We start from the raw sequence: 16,045 nt of genomic DNA, 5'->3' as shown, positions 1-16,045 counted from the left end.
TTCGGAGGCGGCGCGGAATCGGTTCGCGGGGCGGCGGCGTCGGTCACAAGCGACGCTGTGCCATTGTTGCGAACGATTTTCAATACTGAAAGGGCGGGGCTACCAGGCGCGGCGGATGCCCGCGCTCAGCACCCTCGGCGCCGCATAGCCGGCGACGCCCGTGCCGGTCATCGACACCTCCACATCGGCGTCGAAGGCGTTGTCGAGCGCCAGCCAGACCGCGTCGCGATCCGTCAGCCGCCAGTCGGCCCGCAGGTCGGCGACCACGGCGGCCTTCAGCACGCGGCTGTTCAGGTCGTCGTCGAACCGCTTGCTCTCGTAGCGGGCGCGGGCCGACAGGGTCAGCCGGTCCGTCGCGGTCCAGTCGATCCCGGCCGTGGCGCTCCAGATCGGCGCTTGGGCGGGACGCAGGCCCGTCAGCTGCGGCGCGGAGGTTCCGCCATCCACGCGGGCGTCGGTGATCGACACGGCGCCGACCAGGGTCAGCCGGTCGCTGGCGCGCGCCTCGCCGCTCAGCTCCAGACCCACGGCCTCGATCATCCCGGCGTTCTGGCGTTGGCGCAGCACGCCGCCGGCCGGCACGAAGCCGGCGCGCGGGAAGGTTCCCGGACCCTCGCCGATGGTGACATTGACGATGGCGCGGTCGATCTCGTTCCAAAACACAGCGGCGGTCCAACTGGCGCGCTCGCCGGTCCAGGCCAGACCGGCCTCGACGCCCTTCAGTCGTTCCGGCTCCAGCGCGGCGTTGGCCTCGGTCAGGTCGTTGCCGACGCGGAACGGCCGGTGCAGCTCGTTCAGCGTCGCCGGCCGAAAGCCGGTGTAGGCCGCCGCCCGCGCCGCCCAGCCGCCGCCCAGATCGCGCCGCGCCGCCAGCCGCGCCGAGACGACTTCGCCAGACCGGTCCGCGTCGGTTTCGTCCAGGGTCGGGGCGCTGGTCTGCAGGTCGAACTCGAAGCGGCGTCCGTCCGTATTTTCCCAGCGATCGACGCGCAGACCGCCGGCGACCAGCCAGAGAGCGTTCGTCCAGGATCCCTCGGCGTAGAGGCCGGCCACAGAGGTTTCGCCGCCTGCGACCCGGCCGCGCGTGAACTGCCCCTCCATGAAGCGGAACCGCTCGCGCGTCTCGCCCTCATTGAAGCGCGCGTCCAGGCCCAACTCGCCTTCCAGTCGGCCGCCCAGCGCCTCGCGCGCCTGGCGCACGGCGGCGTTGACGCCCCAGCCGGTCGCCGGCGTCTCAAACTGGTCGTTGGCCGGGGTGGTCGCGCTGCGGTCGGCGGCGACGGCGGCCGAGGTGTTGGCGAATTCGCTCTCGCGGCGCCAGGCCTGCAAGCGCCATCCGGCGGCGTCGCCCGACGGCGCCCGCGCGGCGGTGGCGCTGAGCACATGGCCCGACGCCGTCGCGCGTGCGCCGGCAAGGCCCGCGCCGCGATCCTCGTCCCAGATGCCGGCCCGCAGCGACAGGGCGGCGTCGCCCAGAGGCAGGTCGGCGCGAAGGGCGGCCGAGCTGGCCTCCAGATCCAGCGGCGTGTCCGCCGCGCCGGCCGCTTCACCGCGCACCGGGACGTAGCCGTCGGACCGATCGTGCAGGGCCGACAGGGTCAGGCGCGCCGCGCCGATCTGTTCCGAGGCCGAACCGGCCAGGCGCAGTCCGCCCCGCTCGGCGACCGAGGCGTCCAGCACGCCGCCCGACGCCCGCTCGCGCAGGCCGATGACGCCGGTCAGGGCCCCCGCGCCATAGGGACCGGCCCCGGCGCCGCGCGTGATGTCCAGACCCTCCAGCGATTCCGGCGCGACCTGGGACCAGATCACCCATCCGCCGAAGGGATCGTTCAACGGCACGCCGTCCAGGGTCACCAGCGTCCGGCCGGCCCCCGACGGCGCGATGGCGCGAAGCGAAATCCCCTGGGTGGTCGGATTGGCCGCCAGGCTCGAGGTCCGGCGAAACAGCGACACCGCCGGCACGCCGCCCAAGGCCTCGTCCAGCCGCGCCGACCGCTGCAACGTCTCCTCGCCGATCCTCACCACGGAAAACGCGGCCTCGCCGGCCGCCGGCGGCAGACGCGCGGCGGTGACGATCACATCGGACACGGTCGTCGGGGCGGCCTGAACGACGGGAACGGGCGGAGGCGGGGGCGGAAGCGACTGCATCATTGCGCGGCGTAACACCTGTGGGGCCTCAGCGTTGCCGTAAAACGGCTGCGACCCGGCGTCTCGGGTCGATCAAGGCTTGAAATGCCGCGGCGTCTGCGCGACCCCTCGCCCAAGTCGTCCTGAAGGAGCTCCCGATGAAAACCCGCGCCGCCGTCGCCTTCGAGGCCAAGAAGCCGCTGGAGATCGTCGAGGTCGACCTTGAAGGCCCGCGCGCCGGTGAGGTGCTGGTCGAGATCAAGGCCACCGGCATCTGCCACACCGACGCCTACACGCTGGACGGCCTGGACTCCGAGGGCATCTTCCCCTCGATCCTGGGCCACGAGGGCGCGGGCGTCGTCGTCGAGGTCGGGCCGGGCGTGACCTCGGTCGAGGTCGGCGACCATGTGATCCCGCTGTACACGCCGGAATGCCGCCAGTGTAAGTCGTGCCTCAGCCGCAAGACCAACCTGTGCACCGCCATCCGGGGCACGCAAGGGAAAGGCCTGATGCCGGACGGCACCTCGCGCTTTTCCTACAAAGGCCAGACCATCGCCCATTACATGGGCTGTTCGACCTTCTCGAACTACACCGTCCTGCCCGAGATCGCGCTCGCCAAGATCCGCAAGGACGCGCCGTTCGACAAGGCCTGCTACGTCGGCTGCGGCGTGACGACGGGCGTCGGCGCCGTGGTCAACACGGCCAAGGTCGAGCCGGGCGCCAACTGCGTCGTCTTCGGCCTGGGCGGCATCGGCCTGAACGTCATCCAGGGGTTGAAGATGGTCGGCGCCGACATGATCGTCGGCGTGGACATCAACTACGACAAGGAAGAGTGGGGCCGCCGCTTCGGCATGACCCATTTCGTCAATCCGAAGCAGGTCTCGGACGTGGTCGCCCATCTGGTCGAGCTGACCGGCGGCGGCGCCGACTACACCTTCGACTGCACCGGCAACACCACCGTCATGCGTCAGGCGCTGGAGGCCTGCCATCGCGGCTGGGGCGAAAGCATCGTCATTGGCGTGGCCGAAGCCGGCAAGGAGATCGCCACCCGCCCGTTCCAGCTGGTCACCGGCCGCGTCTGGCGCGGCTCGGCCTTCGGCGGCGCGCGCGGCCGCACCGATACGCCGCGCATCGTGGACTGGTACATGGACGGCAAGATCGAGATCGACCCCATGATCACCCACACCCTGCCGCTGGAGCGCATCAACGAGGCCTTCGACCTGATGCACGAAGGAAAGAGCATCCGCAGCGTGGTGGTGTTCTAGAGACTTGCGTCGCTCTGTGCGTTGTTTAAAGCAACGGACCTGATCGGAGGAGATCGCCATGTTTACGCACATGACCGTCGGGGCCAACGACATCGAGGCGTCGCGCAAATTCTACGACGCGGCTCTGGGCGCTCTGGGCGTGCCGCCGGGAACGGAAGACGGCAGCGGCCGGGTCTGGTGGCGCACGCCGCGCGGCGCCTTCGCCATCACCCGGCCTCTGGACGGCGAGCCCGCCTGCCACGCCAACGGCGGCACCATCGGTTTCGGCGCGCGGGATGCGGAGGCGGTGAAGGCGTTTCACGACGCCGGCGTCGCGGCCGGCGGCACGTCCATCGAAGACCCACCCGGCCCGCGTCAGGGGCCGTTCGGCGCCCTGCATCTGGCCTATCTGCGCGACCCGTCGGGCAACAAGATCTGCGCCCTGCACCGCCCAGGGTGACTGGACCCGCCCTGCGCCCGACCGCTAGGGAAGGGCGCATGGAAACTGTCAAACAGCACGCCGTCCACGGCGGAACCCTGCGCTATCTGAAGCACGACAGTGCGGTGACCGGCACGCCCATGACCCTGTCGGTGTTCACGCCGACGGGGGAGGGGCCGTTCCCGGTGGTGATCTGGCTGTCGGGACTGACCTGCACCGAGGACAATTTCACCACCAAGGCCGGGGCCTATGGCGCGGCGGCGGCGCTGGGCCTGATCGTCGTGGCGCCCGACACCTCGCCGCGCGGCGAGGGCGTGGCCGATGATCCGGCCTATGACCTGGGGCAGGGGGCTGGCTTCTATGTCGATGCGACCCAGGCGCCCTGGTCGCCGCACTTCCACATGGAGAGCTATGTCGCCGGCGAGCTGATCGATCTGATCGACGCTGAGTTTCCGACGACGAAGACCCGCTCCATCTTCGGCCACTCGATGGGCGGCCACGGAGCCCTGACCCTGGCGCTGAACCATCCCGAGCTGTTCCAGTCGGTCTCGGCCTTCGCCCCCATCGCCTCGCCGACCCGGTGCCCTTGGGGCGAGAAGGCGCTGGGCGCCTATCTGGGCGACGACCGCGCGGTCTGGGCGCGCCATGATGCGGCGCTGCTGATCGAGGCGGGCGCAGCGCGCGGCGTCTATGACGACATCCTGGTGGATCAGGGCGACGCCGATCCCTTCCTGACCGAACAGCTTAAGCCCGAGCTGCTGGTCGAGGCGGCCAAGGCGTCGGGTCAGACGCTGACGCTGCGGATGCAGCCGGGCTATGATCACTCCTACTTCTTCATGGCCAGTTTCGTGGCCGATCACCTGGCCTTCCACGCCGAACGCCTGAAAGGCCCCCCCGCATGAGCACCGTCGCCGATCCGGACGCTCTGTTCGCCTCCCTGTGCAGCGAGGTGGGCTTCTGTCTGCATGAGAAGGGTCAGAAGCGCGTGCTGGAAGCCCTGCCCAAGGGTCTGGACGCCGCCATGCGCGCCGTGCTGGCGGCCGAGGGCGTAGACGAGCCCAATGCGCCGGGCGATTTGAAGAAGGCCGTCAGGGACTGCATCAAGGCGCACCTTCAGCCGGGCGCATGACGTCGGGCTTCGGGGAACAATCGCGGCCCCAAAGGCTTGGATCGACCGACGGCCTTCCCTAGATGAAGGCCAAGCTTGAGCAGACGTCCAAGGAGACAGACATGGCCTTCACCCTGCCCCCCCTTCCCTACGCCTATGACGCGCTGGAACCGGCCATCGACAAGGAGACGATGACCTTCCACCACGACAAGCACCACCAGACCTATGTCGACAACCTGAACAAGGCCGTCGACGCCGACGAGAGCCTGCAGGGCAAGTCGCTGGAAGAGTTGTTTGCCGGCATGTCGAAACTGCCCAAGGCCGTGCGCAACAACGGCGGCGGGCACTGGAACCACGCCCTGTTCTGGGAGCTGCTGGCGCCCTCCGCCGAAGCCGGCGAGCCCTCGGCTGAGCTGGCGGCCCAGATCGACAAGGACCTGGGCGGGATGGACAAGTTCAAGGAAGACTTCAACGCCGCTGGCGCCGGCCAGTTCGGCTCGGGCTGGGCCTGGCTAATCTGGCAGGACGGCAAGCTGAAGGTCACCTCGACCCCCAACCAGGACAACCCCCTGATGGACGTGGCCGACGAAAAGGGCGCGGTCGTCATGGGCGCCGACGTGTGGGAGCACGCCTATTATCTGAAGTACCAGAACCGCCGCGCCGACTATCTGAAGGCCTTCTGGTCGGTCGTGAACTGGAACAAGGTCAACGCGCTGTTCGACAAGGCCCGCCAGGGCTGATCGCACGGTCAACCGAACAAACAGGGGGTCGGGCCCAGCGCCCGGCCCCTTTTTTGTTGCGCGTTAAGGCCGGTTAAGCCTGTCCGTTGACCACCCGGACATAGGCGGACGGTTAAGGCCGTCGTCCAGTTCGCCGGATGTGTATCCTTACATGCGTATTCTCGATTGCCTGACCCAGCAGCATGACCTGTTCCTGACGCTGCTGGCGGCGCTGGTCGGCACGGCGGGCAGCGTGGTCACGGCGCGGCTTTATCGAAAAGTGCTGATCAGCCGGCGTGACGCGCATCTGGCCTGGCTGTTCATGGCGGCGGTGTCGGGCGGGGCGACCATCTGGTGCACCCATTTCGTGGCCATGATGGCCTATCGCCCCGGCGTGGCCGCCACCTATGAGCCGATGATGACCGGCCTGTCGCTGCTGGTGGCGGTGGTCGGCAGCGCGCTGGCGATGTGGACGGCCTCGCGGCGTCATCGCCTGGCGCCGGCTGTGGGCGGCGTGATGTTCGGCCTGACCGTTGCGGGCATGCACTATGTCGGCATGTCAGCCTTCACCGCCGAGGCGCTGCTGATCTGGCATCCGGTCTATGTGGCCGCGTCGCTGGTCGCGGCGGTGCTGGGCGGGGCGGCCGCCTTCCATCTGGGCGCGGGCGAGGATGATAGGCGCGCGCCGCTGCTGGCGGCCATCGGTTTGGTGATCACCATTGTGGCCCTGCACTTCACGGGCATGGGCGCCCTGACGGTTCTGCCGCTGGCGGCGGCCGACGGCGCGCTGAACGCCGACGCCGCCCAGGCGCTGCTGGCCATGGGCGTGGCGGCTGTGGGCTTCCTGATCCTGGGCACCGCCGTCGCCAGCCATGCGCTGGAAGAGCAGACCCAGCAGCTGTCGCGGGTGCGCCTGCATCAGCTGATCGAGGGCAGCGTCGACGGCATGCTGGTCGAGGGCGACGGCAAGGTGCTGGTCGCCAACGCCGCCATGGGCGTGCTGTGCGGCATGGACCCCAACGAAATGAGCGGCCAGCCCGTCGCAAGCTTCATCGCCGAGGCCGAGGCCTTGGACGGCGGCGTGCTGGTCGAGAGCCAGGTTCGCCCGATCCAGGGCCCGTCGGTGCCGGTCGAGATCCTGGTGCGCCGCGCCCGGCGCGAGGACGGCGACGGCCACTACCGCATCTTCGCCGTGCGCGACCTGCGCGCGCGTCAGGAGCAGGAGCGCCGCATCACGCGCCTGGCGACCACCGACAGCCTGACCGGACTGCCCAACCGCGCCGCCTTCCTGGAGGCGCTGGACGCCCAGATCGAACAGGCGGACGAGGCGCAGGGCTTTGCTCTGTTTTCCATCGACCTGACCCGGTTCAAGGAGGTCAACGACGTGCATGGCCACGCCGTAGGCGACGACCTGCTGGTCCATGTCGCGCGCCGGATGTTCGACACGCGCGACGCGGGCGACTTCGTAGCGCGGCTGGGCGGCGACGAGTTCATCGGCCTGACCCCCGTATCGGGCCGCCTAGAGGCCATGGAGGCGGCTGAGCGCCTGCGCGCCGCCATCATGACGCCGCTGGACCTGGGCCACGCCGAAATCGCCTGCGGCGCCGCCATCGGCATCGCCATGTGGCCCGAGGACGCCCGCGCGGCCTCGGCCCTGATCAACAACGCCGACCTGGCCATGTACCGCGCCAAGGCCTCGCTGGCCCAGGACGTCTGCTTCTATGAAGAGGCGATGGACGATGCAGTGCGCCGCCGCCGCCGCATGGCCCAGGAGCTGCGCGAGGCGCTGGATGAGGATCAGTTCGAGCTGCACTATCAGATGCAGGCTTCGCTGCGCACGGGCCGGCTTACCGGCTTCGAAGTGCTGCTGCGCTGGCGGCGCGAGGACGGGGTTCAGGTTTCGCCCGCCGAGTTCATTCCTCTGGCCGAAGACACCGGCCTGATCCTGCCGATCGGCGAATGGGTGCTGCGCCACGCCTGCGCCGAGGCCGCCACCTGGACCGAGCCGCACAAGATCGCGGTGAACCTGTCGCCGGTGCAGCTGTCGCACGTCGACCTGCCGCGCCTGGTGCATCAGATCCTGGTCGAGACCGGGCTGTCGCCCAGCCGTCTGGAGCTTGAGATCACCGAGACGGCCATGATCGCCGACATGGTGCGCACCACCCATGTGCTGCGCCAGCTCAAGGCGCTGGGCGTGACGATCGCCATGGACGACTTCGGCACCGGCTATTCCTCGCTGTCCACCCTGCGCGCCTTCCCGTTCGACAAGATCAAGCTGGACCGGTCCTTCATGCCCGAGCTGGAAGGCGACGAGCAGGCGCGGGCCATCATCCGCGCCGTCCTGGCCCTGGGCGAAAGCCTGGAGATCCCGGTCCTGGCCGAGGGGGTCGAGACCGAAAGCCAGCTCGACTTCCTGCGCGGCCAGGGCTGCGACGAGGCCCAGGGCTATCTGCTGGGCCGGCCGACGGCCGACGCGCACCGGGGGCGGACCCTGATCGAAGAGGTCCTGCCGGGGCGCGCCGCCGCCTGAGCCGTCAGCGACGCACGCGCCGGATCGTCCAGTCCAGAGCCAGCGCCGCAATCAGGCTGAGGCCCGTCAGGGGGAACAGCACCGCCAGCGGCAGCACGATGCCCAGCACCGCCGCCCGCGCCCTAGGTCCGGGCGGAGCCGTCGGCGCGCCGAGGCCGCCGCGCGAGGGGCGACGCTTCCACCACATGATCAGGCCGCTGATGCCCAGCAGCCAGACGGCGATGCAGCCCGACAGCATGACAATCCGGTTGGCCCAGCCGTACTGCGTGCCCTGGTGCACGGCGATGCCCCATTCAAAGGCCTTGGCGCCGACGCCGAACTGGCTCCACCGGATGTCGGCCTTCACCGCGCCGGTGACGCCGTCGACATACAGGCTGCGCGCGTCCTCGGCCCGCACGGCGGCGTGGGCCACGGTGTAGGCCAGGGTCGGGTCCGACGGGATCGAGACTGTGTAGGGCAGGGGCATGTCCTCGGCCCGCGCCGTGCGGATCACGCGCGACAGGCTGGGCATGACGTGGCCGGAGTGGTCGCCATTGGCGTGCATCACCGCGTTCTCCATGGTCCAGCCGACGCCGGCCGGGGCGTCGTGGCCCTCCCCGTGTGCCCAGGGGCTGGCGGCCGGCGGCGCGGCGGGGCGGCCCAGGCCGCTCTCGCGCACGACGTTCAGGAACTTGTCGCCCCAGACCGCCGACCAGGGCATTCCCGTCAGCGCCAGGAAGACGATGACGCCCCCCGCGTACAGGCCCGTCACGGCGTGCAGGTCGCGCCAGAAGGGTCGGCGGGCCGGATCGCCCGCGCGGGGCACGGCCACCGCCGCATCGCGCCATCGCGGCCACCACAGGAATATTCCCGTCGCGACCAGGATGATCGCCCAGCCGGCCACGATCTCGACCAGGATGTTGAAGGGTTTGCCCAGCAGCGTCAGGCTGTGCAGGCCCTTGACCACGCCCATCACGCCGTCGCCCTGGACCGTGCCGTTCAGCGCGGCGCTGTAGGGATCGACGAAGGCGATGCGGCTTTCGCCGTCCTGACGCACCGTCACCCGCACCGCCCGGTCGGGTCGGTCCGAGACCAGCACGGACGAGGCTGTGCCGCCGTTCCGCTCGGCCGAGGCCACCCAGCGGTCGGGCGACACGGTGCGCGCGCCCGGCTGGACCACCGCCATGTCGCGATAGACCGCGTCCTCGATCTCGGGCTTGAACAGATACATAGCCCCGGTCAGGGCCATCAGCATCAGCACCGGCATGACGAACAGGCCGGCGTAGAAATGCCACCGCCACACGGCGCGATAGGCGTCCGACAGACCGTTTCGGGCGGGCTTGGAAGGAGTCTGGCTCATGTGACGACGCCGGGACGGCCAAGGCCGCCCCGGCTCCTTTCCATCAGTATTTCAGACGCAGGCCGACGTAGGCCGCGCGGCCTTCGCCGGGGGTGAAGACATTGGTCGAGTCCCTGCGGGCGTCGCCCACCGCATTGGCGTTGGAGACATAGCGCTCGTCCGTCAGGTTGCGCAGGTCCGCGAACAGCGACAGCCCGTCATTCAGGTCGATCCCCGCATTCAGCGACACGGCCGTATAGCCGGGATACTTCAGCGTATTGGCGTAATCGACGAAGATGTCCTGGGGCGCCCACTCGATCGACGGAGCGATGAACCAGCCGGCTGGGTGCTCGAACTTCAGCTCCGCGCGATAGGCGTGCTCGGGGATGATGGGCAGGCGGTTGTCGCCATAGACCGCATCGCCGTCGAAGAAGAAGTCCGACCATGTCCAGGTCTGACGCAGCGTCAGGCGGCCGGCGACGCCCTCCATCAGCCGCCAGTCCAGACCGGCCTCGATCCCCTGATGCACGGTGTCATGGGCGTTGAAGCTGAGCGGGGGCACGTCCGGGATGACGACGTAGTTCAGCAACTCCCCTTTGATGTGGGCGCGATAGGCCGCGATGTCGTAGCGGAACGGACCCCGCTGGCCCCGCGCGCCGATCTCGGCGGTCCAGGCCTTTTGCGCGTCCAGATCGACGAACTGAGGCACGGGGCTCTGAACCAGCTCCAGGAAAGTGGGTGGCTCCACCGAACGGGTCACATTGGCGTAGATTTGCGAGCCATCCGCCTCTTCCCACAGCAGGCCGACGCGGGGCGCGAACCAGTCGTAGTCGCGGTTTGCGCTATTGGCGGGCGCAAGCCGGTTCTCCACATCACGCTCGGCCCGGCCCCATGAGCCGCCGCCGATGACGGCCAGATTGTCGGTGACGAACAGGCGGCCCTCGGCGAACACGTCGACGCCCGTTGCAGTCTGCAGGGTGTCGCCGATGTGGAAGCCGGGATTGCCCCCTCCGATGTTCAGGAACACCGAGCTGTCATTGTCGCCCGTGCGGAAATAGGCGCCCGCGAAGGCGTCGGCGCGCAGGCCGGCGACCTGCCCGTTCCAGTCCAGCCGCCCGAAGCCGCCCCAGAAGCGGTAGTCGTTCTGAAGCACCACGGGCACCGGGTGATAGAGCCGCTTGTCCGCGATATAGGCGCCGCCTTCGAACACCACGCCGTCGCTCAGCCGCCAGCGGGTCTGGGCGGTCACACGAACCGAATCGACGTCACGGCCGTAGTCGAGCCGGCGCACCTCAGGGTCCGGATCACGGGGCCGGTTCAACGCCTTGTCGAGCGACTGCGTGCCGGAAATGTCGAGGTCCAGGTCGTTGGCCTGGACGATCAGGCGGACTTCCCGATCCTGGCCGAACTGACGGCCGAGGCTGAGCGTCAGGCGCTTGCTGTCGGCGTCCTGGTGATCGAGAAAGCCGTCGCTGCCGGCCCAGGTGGCGGCGGCGTAGACGTCCCAGTCCCCCTGTTCGCGCGCTATGGCGAGATGAGCCCGTCGCGTGGCGAAGGAGCCGGCCTCAAGCCGCAGCAGGTTGTCGAACGGGGCGTTGCGGCCCGTGGGCGTCAGGATGTTGATGGCGCCGCCCAGCGCCGCGCCGCCGAAGCGCAGGGCGTTGCCGCCCTTGTAGACCTCGGTGTAGCGCGCGATCAGCGGGTCCAGCTCCTGGAAGTCGCCGAACCCGTCAGGCCCGTTGATCGGCACGCCGTCCTGGGCCAGCAGCACGCCGCGCAGATGCAGCGACTGGCCGATGCCCGAGCCGCGGATCGACAGGCGGACCTCTTCGCCCCACCGCCGCTGGGCGAAGACGCCGGGCACGGCGCGCAGGGTGTCGGACAGGGCCGAAGCGTAGCGGTCCTCATAGCTCTCCGCCGAGACGACGGCGACGGCGCCGGGCGTGCGCGACAGGCGGGCGCGGGCCTCGGCCACCACGGCCGGTTCATCGGGGTTGCGGGTTCCGGTGACGATGATGCTGTCGACCGTGGTGACGGTCTGATCGGCGCTCTGGGCGAAGGCGGGGGCGGCCGCGCAGGCGGCGGCCAGCAGCGCCATCGGCGCTGTGCAGGTTCTGAAAGACATGGGTGTCCTGAAGTCTGAAACGGAATGAAGCGCAGCCGGATAGGCCGCGCGGGCACGCGTCAGACGGTCAGGGGCGGGGCGGTGGAGGGCGGGCGCGGCGGGGCGGTCGACGGCGGCAGGCGGCGCTCGGCCCACAGGGGCGCGGGCTGGGCCGACGGGGTGCGGATGCGCGGGGCAGGGGCCGGCCCAGGGCCGGCCGGCAGGGCGGCCTGGGCGTGCAGAATGCACTGGGCGCACTGGACGGGCTGGTCGTGGTCGGACTTCTTCTCGGCGTGACCGCCGACGTAGACGACCTGGAGCTGATCGCCCGAACACAGGATGACCGCCTCGCCCGGGCCGCGCGCCGCAGCGGCGGCCGTGGGCAGCAGGACGGCGAGCGTCATGGCGAAGACGGCGGCCAGGAAGGCCAGCGACTTTGCGGTCGACCATGTCTCGCAACGGCTGCGGGTCATCACGGCGGCGCTTAGGCCATTGAATGGCTATCGGGCAAGGGGGCTGCGACATTGACTCAGTCGCCGGCCGCCGTCATAAGCGCGCCCTTCACGCCTCCAGCCTCGGCCGGAAGCGCAGATTTACACGGACGATGCGTGGACCGCCGTTGAGATCGTCTCTCCATTCGGGGAGGGACCGGGCCGCATCAGTGAAAAGAGAATAGAATGTCCAAGCGCCACAGCGCCAAATACAAGATCGACCGCGCCATGGGTGAAAACCTGTGGGGTCGCTCCAAGTCCCCGGTCAACAAGCGCTCCTACGGCCCCGGCCAGCACGGCCAGCGCCGCAAGCAGAAGGTCTCGGACTTCGGCCTGCAGCTGAAGGCCAAGCAGAAGCTGAAGGGCTACTACGGCAACATCACCGAGAAGCAGTTCTCGGCCACCTACGCCGAAGCCGCCCGCCGCAAGGGCAACAGCTCCGAGAACCTGATCGGCCTGCTGGAATCGCGCCTGGACGCGATCGTCTATCGCGCCAAGTTCGTCCCGACCGTCTGGGCCGCTCGCCAGTTCGTCAGCCACGGCCACGTGACCGTAGACGGCAAGAAGGTCGACATCGGTTCGTACCGCGTGAAGCCGGGCCAGGTCATCGAGGTCAAGGAAAAGAGCCGCAACATGGCCCTGGTCCTGGAAGCCCAGCAGTCGTCGGAACGCGACGTGCCGGATTACCTCGAGCTGGGTGACCGCGGCTTCTCGGTTCGCTACGTACGCGTCCCGGAACTGGCCGACGTGCCGTTCCCGGTCAAGATGGAGCCGAACCTGGTCGTGGAATACTACTCGTCCTAAGCCGACGGCTTGAAATCAGACAACGAGGCTCCGGGGAAACCCGGAGCCTTTTTGTTATGCCGTAACGCCAGTTGAGGCGCTCAAGGGGTGCGGCGGCGCCCGAAATGAGGCATAGTGAACGCCTCGCCGGAAGGAACCGGGCCATGGGTCGCATTCATACGCTGGGCGTCGTCGCCGTTTTTGCGGCCCTGGGCGCCTGCAGCCATCTGTCGCTTAAATCGGAGCCCGTCGAGGCGTCGGCGCCCGCCGTCATGCCCGGACAGGTCGAGCCCATCCACGCCGCCGCCATCACGCGCGACCAGGCCGTCTTCTGGGTCAGCTCGAACGGCTGCACCTCCAAGCAGGATGTTACGCCGATGGTCCAGCGTCGAGGCGGCGAGGTCGTCATCACGCTCCGCCGGCTTGAGGAAGACCGCTGCACGCGCCCTCTGCGCGACGGCGTCCAGCTGCAATGGTCGTTCGACGAGCTGGGCCTGCGCCCAGGCTCGTCGGTGACGGTGCAGAACCCCTACCAGCTGCCGCCGCAAGGCTGACGCGCCGGCGTCAGCCCTTGCGCGCCAAGACGTAGCCCGGCCAGATCTTCTGCGACGCCATCTGGTACTGACGCGGCAGGTCTTCGTCCGCCCCCAGGACGACGGCCGCGTGGTGACCCCAGTTCGGATCATCCAGCAGGGCGCGGGCGACGGCGACCATGTCGGCCTGACCCGCCTGCAGCACCGCCTCGGCCTGATGCGGATCAGCGATCATGCCGACGGCCACCACGGTCGCCTCGGGCACGGCCTGCTTCACCCCCTCGGCGAAGGGCAGCTGATAGCCCGGCTCGCGGCCCGGAATCTGGGCCGTGGCGACATTGCCGCCGCTGGACAGGTGCAGATAGTCATAGCCCATGGCGTGCAGGGCGCGGGCGAAGGTATGGACCTCATCGGCCGACACGCCCTCCTCGACCCAGTCCGAGCCGTTGAACCGCGCGCCCAGCGCCCGGTCGCGCGGCCAGGCGTCGCGCAGCGCCTGGGCCACCCGCAGCGGGAAGCGCATGCGGTTCTCGGCCGAGCCGCCGTATTCGTCTTCCCGCTGGTTCGAGACCGGCGACAGGAATTCGCTGAGCAGATAGCCGTGGGCCGCGTGCAGCTCCACCACGTCGAAGCCGGCCCGCTCCGCGCGCTTGGCGGCTTGCACGAAGGCCTGGACGACGCGCTCCATGCCGGCCTCGTCCAGGGCTGTGGGCGTGTGCCAGTCGTCCTTGAAGGCCACGGCCGACGGGGCGAAGGTCTCCCAGGCTCCCTCTTCGGCGGTCAGCGCCCGGCCGCGATCGATCCACGGCGGCGTGGTCGAGGCCTTGCGGCCGGCGTGGGCCAGTTGCACGCCGATCGGCGTGTCGCTGTAGGTCCGCAGATCGCGGATCAGCCGGGCGTAGACCGCTTCCTGCTCGTCGTTCCACAGGCCGGTGTCGGCGGGGCTGATGCGCCCGGCGGCCTCGACGCCCGTCGCCTCGATAACCACCAGGCCCACGCCTGACAGGGCCAGCCGGCCCCAGTGCTGGGCGTGCCAGGGCTGGGGCACGCCGTCGACGGCGGAGTACTGGCACATGGGCGCCGCCATGATCCGGTTCTTCAGGGTCAGGGGGCCCATCGTGTGGGGCGAGAACAGCAGGCTCATCGGCGATCACCAATCGATGCATTCGGATCGAGCGTAGCTATGTCTGTTGCAGATCGGCGCAAGGGCGATCCTTGCCGATTTGTCATCCGCCTTTCCGATTATTCACGTGAACCCTGCCGGTCGGGAAGGCAGCTTATGGCCAAGCCACAAAGGGGACACATCCAATGGTTCGTTTCGTCATCGCCCTCGCCATCGCCGCGCCGCTGCTCAGCGGCTGCATCATCATCTCCAGCGAAAAGCCCACCACGCGGGTGATCCATTCGTCGTCGACGGAAGCGCCCCGGTGAAGGCGGCGCTCAAGGGGCTGGTCCTGGCGGGCGCGCTCGCGCCCCTGCTGGCCGGCTGCGTGATCTATTCCAACGAGGCAGGCGAGAAGATCACGGTCCGCTCGGGCGGGGACGCCGCCACGGTCGCGGCCGAGCCGCTGGAAGCCATCCGTTCGGTCGCCTTTGACGGCCGTGGGCTGTCGGTGCGGGTCGATTCCAACGGCTGCACTGAAACCTCGACCTTCGAAGTGGCGATCCAGGACGGCGATCCCGCCGAACTGACGCTGAAGCGCCGCTCGCCGGACCTGTGCAAGGCCCTGGTCGCGGACGGCGCGGTGATCAGCTGGACCTATCAAGAACTGGGTCTGGACGCCGGCCAGGCGGTGCGCATCCGCAATCCGATCCGGCTGCCCGCCGCGTCCTGAACGCCGTCTATCGGCTGAACGCCACGACCATGTCGGGCGGGATGCGCGCGGGGCGAAGGGTGGCGGCGTCGACCAGGCACCACTCCGAAACGCCCTGCGCGCACAGACGGCCTTCGCCGTCCTCGATGCGCACATAGCGATTGAAACGCGGGCCCTGGGGCGTGCCGACCCAGGTGCGGGCGACAACGCCGGTTGCGTCGGGCGCAATGCCGCGCAGGTAATCGATCTCGTGGCGCAGGGCGACCCAGGACCACTTCGTGCGCGTCGCTTCGTCGAAGCGCGCGTTCCAGTGCTGCGTGCCGACCTGCTGCAGCCAGCCGACATAGACCACATTGTTGACATGGCCGTTGTCGTCGATGTGCTCGGGCCGCACGTCCAGCGGGACGACGAAGACCTCGCGGTCGTCCGGCGGGGTCAGCTGAGTGCGTGCCATGGCGCGGCTCAGACCTCGCCCTGCTTAGGCTTCACCAAGGGCCACGCCCTTCTCGGCCATCAGGGCCTGAAGCTCGCCGGCCTGGAACATCTCGCGCACGATGTCGGAGCCCCCGACGAACTCACCCTTCACATAAAGCTGGGGAATGGTCGGCCAGTCGGTGAAGCTCTTCACGCCTTCGCGCAGCGCCTCGTCCTGCAGCACGTCCACGCCGACGAAGGGCGCGCCGACGTGATCCAGGATCTGGACAGCCAGGGAGGAGAAGCCGCAACGCGGCGAATCGGGCGTGCCCTTCATGAACAGGACGACGTCGTGCTCGGCGACCGTCTGGCCGATGAAGGCGTGGACGGGATCGGCGGCGGCTTGATCGGTCATGGGGCG

Annotated in this window: 17 protein-coding genes; 10 read left to right on the top strand and 7 right to left on the bottom strand. The window is 69.2% G+C overall.

Features of this window, described 5'->3' with window-relative positions; genetic code table 11:
- Positions 1-99: 99 nt before the first annotated feature.
- Positions 100-2,148, bottom strand: a complete 2,049-nt coding sequence (locus ACK4I0_RS05720) for a TonB-dependent receptor (RefSeq protein ID WP_409609018.1) — start codon at positions 2,146-2,148, stop codon at positions 100-102.
- A 137-nt stretch (positions 2,149-2,285) separates the two neighbouring features.
- Between ACK4I0_RS05720 and ACK4I0_RS05715 the strand changes: the two genes are divergently transcribed.
- From ACK4I0_RS05715 to ACK4I0_RS05690, 6 genes are all read left to right on the top strand, one after another.
- The gene (locus ACK4I0_RS05715; protein ID WP_409608872.1) at positions 2,286-3,392 is read left to right on the top strand and encodes an S-(hydroxymethyl)glutathione dehydrogenase/class III alcohol dehydrogenase; all 1,107 of its coding nucleotides are present in this window, start codon (positions 2,286-2,288) and stop codon (positions 3,390-3,392) included.
- Between the two features lie 58 nt (positions 3,393-3,450).
- Positions 3,451-3,831: a VOC family protein gene (locus ACK4I0_RS05710; protein ID WP_409608870.1), complete on the top strand. Its 381-nt coding sequence runs from the start codon at positions 3,451-3,453 to the stop codon at positions 3,829-3,831.
- A 38-nt stretch (positions 3,832-3,869) separates the two neighbouring features.
- Positions 3,870-4,712 (top strand): S-formylglutathione hydrolase, encoded by an 843-nt coding sequence (gene fghA / locus ACK4I0_RS05705; RefSeq protein WP_409608868.1) that lies wholly within the window; start codon positions 3,870-3,872, stop codon positions 4,710-4,712.
- Positions 4,709-4,939 (top strand): hypothetical protein, encoded by a 231-nt coding sequence (locus ACK4I0_RS05700; protein ID WP_409608866.1) that lies wholly within the window; start codon positions 4,709-4,711, stop codon positions 4,937-4,939. Before fghA ends, ACK4I0_RS05700 begins: the two co-directional genes overlap by 4 nt.
- Before the next feature lie 101 nt (positions 4,940-5,040).
- On the top strand, positions 5,041-5,658 hold the full coding sequence (locus tag ACK4I0_RS05695; RefSeq protein ID WP_409608864.1) for a superoxide dismutase: 618 nt from the start codon (positions 5,041-5,043) through the stop codon (positions 5,656-5,658).
- Between the two features lie 151 nt (positions 5,659-5,809).
- On the top strand, positions 5,810-8,167 hold the full coding sequence (locus ACK4I0_RS05690) for an EAL domain-containing protein (RefSeq protein ID WP_409608862.1): 2,358 nt from the start codon (positions 5,810-5,812) through the stop codon (positions 8,165-8,167).
- A 4-nt stretch (positions 8,168-8,171) separates the two neighbouring features.
- On the opposite strand, the gene ACK4I0_RS05685 is transcribed toward ACK4I0_RS05690, so the two are convergent.
- The 3 genes from ACK4I0_RS05685 to ACK4I0_RS05675 are packed head-to-tail and all read right to left on the bottom strand — an operon-like array spanning position 8,172 to position 12,062.
- Positions 8,172-9,506: a PepSY-associated TM helix domain-containing protein gene (locus ACK4I0_RS05685; RefSeq protein ID WP_409608860.1), complete on the bottom strand. Its 1,335-nt coding sequence runs from the start codon at positions 9,504-9,506 to the stop codon at positions 8,172-8,174.
- 43 nt (positions 9,507-9,549) lie between these two features.
- Complete coding sequence (locus ACK4I0_RS05680; protein WP_409608858.1) at positions 9,550-11,610, bottom strand: TonB-dependent receptor family protein; 2,061 nt, start codon at positions 11,608-11,610, stop codon at positions 9,550-9,552.
- Positions 11,611-11,669: 59 nt separating this feature from the next.
- Positions 11,670-12,062 (bottom strand): DUF2946 family protein, encoded by a 393-nt coding sequence (locus ACK4I0_RS05675; protein ID WP_135065621.1) that lies wholly within the window; start codon positions 12,060-12,062, stop codon positions 11,670-11,672.
- A gap of 204 nt (positions 12,063-12,266) precedes the next feature.
- On the opposite strand from ACK4I0_RS05675, the gene rpsD reads away from it, so the two are divergent.
- Together rpsD and ACK4I0_RS05665 are read left to right on the top strand one after the other, a co-directional pair.
- The gene (gene rpsD, locus ACK4I0_RS05670) at positions 12,267-12,884 is read left to right on the top strand and encodes a 30S ribosomal protein S4 (protein ID WP_135065618.1); all 618 of its coding nucleotides are present in this window, start codon (positions 12,267-12,269) and stop codon (positions 12,882-12,884) included.
- A 143-nt stretch (positions 12,885-13,027) separates the two neighbouring features.
- Positions 13,028-13,417, top strand: coding sequence for a hypothetical protein (locus tag ACK4I0_RS05665; protein ID WP_409608856.1), 390 nt, complete (start codon positions 13,028-13,030; stop codon positions 13,415-13,417).
- A 10-nt stretch (positions 13,418-13,427) separates the two neighbouring features.
- Here ACK4I0_RS05665 and ACK4I0_RS05660 read toward each other — a convergent pair whose 3' ends face one another.
- A complete protein-coding gene (locus ACK4I0_RS05660; protein ID WP_409608854.1) occupies positions 13,428-14,540 on the bottom strand; it encodes an NADH:flavin oxidoreductase/NADH oxidase in 1,113 nt (370 codons plus the stop codon).
- A 164-nt stretch (positions 14,541-14,704) separates the two neighbouring features.
- Here ACK4I0_RS05660 and ACK4I0_RS05655 point away from each other — a divergent pair, with 164 nt between their 5' ends.
- The gene (locus ACK4I0_RS05655) at positions 14,705-14,827 is read left to right on the top strand and encodes a hypothetical protein (protein ID WP_256359956.1); all 123 of its coding nucleotides are present in this window, start codon (positions 14,705-14,707) and stop codon (positions 14,825-14,827) included.
- Positions 14,824-15,231, top strand: coding sequence for a hypothetical protein (locus tag ACK4I0_RS05650; protein ID WP_409608851.1), 408 nt, complete (start codon positions 14,824-14,826; stop codon positions 15,229-15,231). Before ACK4I0_RS05655 ends, ACK4I0_RS05650 begins: the two co-directional genes overlap by 4 nt.
- A 7-nt stretch (positions 15,232-15,238) precedes the next feature.
- On the opposite strand, the gene ACK4I0_RS05645 is transcribed toward ACK4I0_RS05650, so the two are convergent.
- Together ACK4I0_RS05645 and grxD are read right to left on the bottom strand one after the other, a co-directional pair.
- A complete protein-coding gene (locus ACK4I0_RS05645) occupies positions 15,239-15,664 on the bottom strand; it encodes an acyl-CoA thioesterase (RefSeq protein WP_409608849.1) in 426 nt (141 codons plus the stop codon).
- A gap of 24 nt (positions 15,665-15,688) precedes the next feature.
- Complete coding sequence (gene grxD, locus ACK4I0_RS05640) at positions 15,689-16,039, bottom strand: Grx4 family monothiol glutaredoxin (RefSeq protein ID WP_409608847.1); 351 nt, start codon at positions 16,037-16,039, stop codon at positions 15,689-15,691.
- Positions 16,040-16,045 lie beyond the last annotated feature (6 nt).

Source organism: Brevundimonas sp., assembly GCF_046295775.1.
Lineage (GTDB): Bacteria > Pseudomonadota > Alphaproteobacteria > Caulobacterales > Caulobacteraceae > Brevundimonas.
Note: the sequence above shows the minus strand (reverse complement) of the source record. Positions and strands in the feature narration are given on the sequence as shown.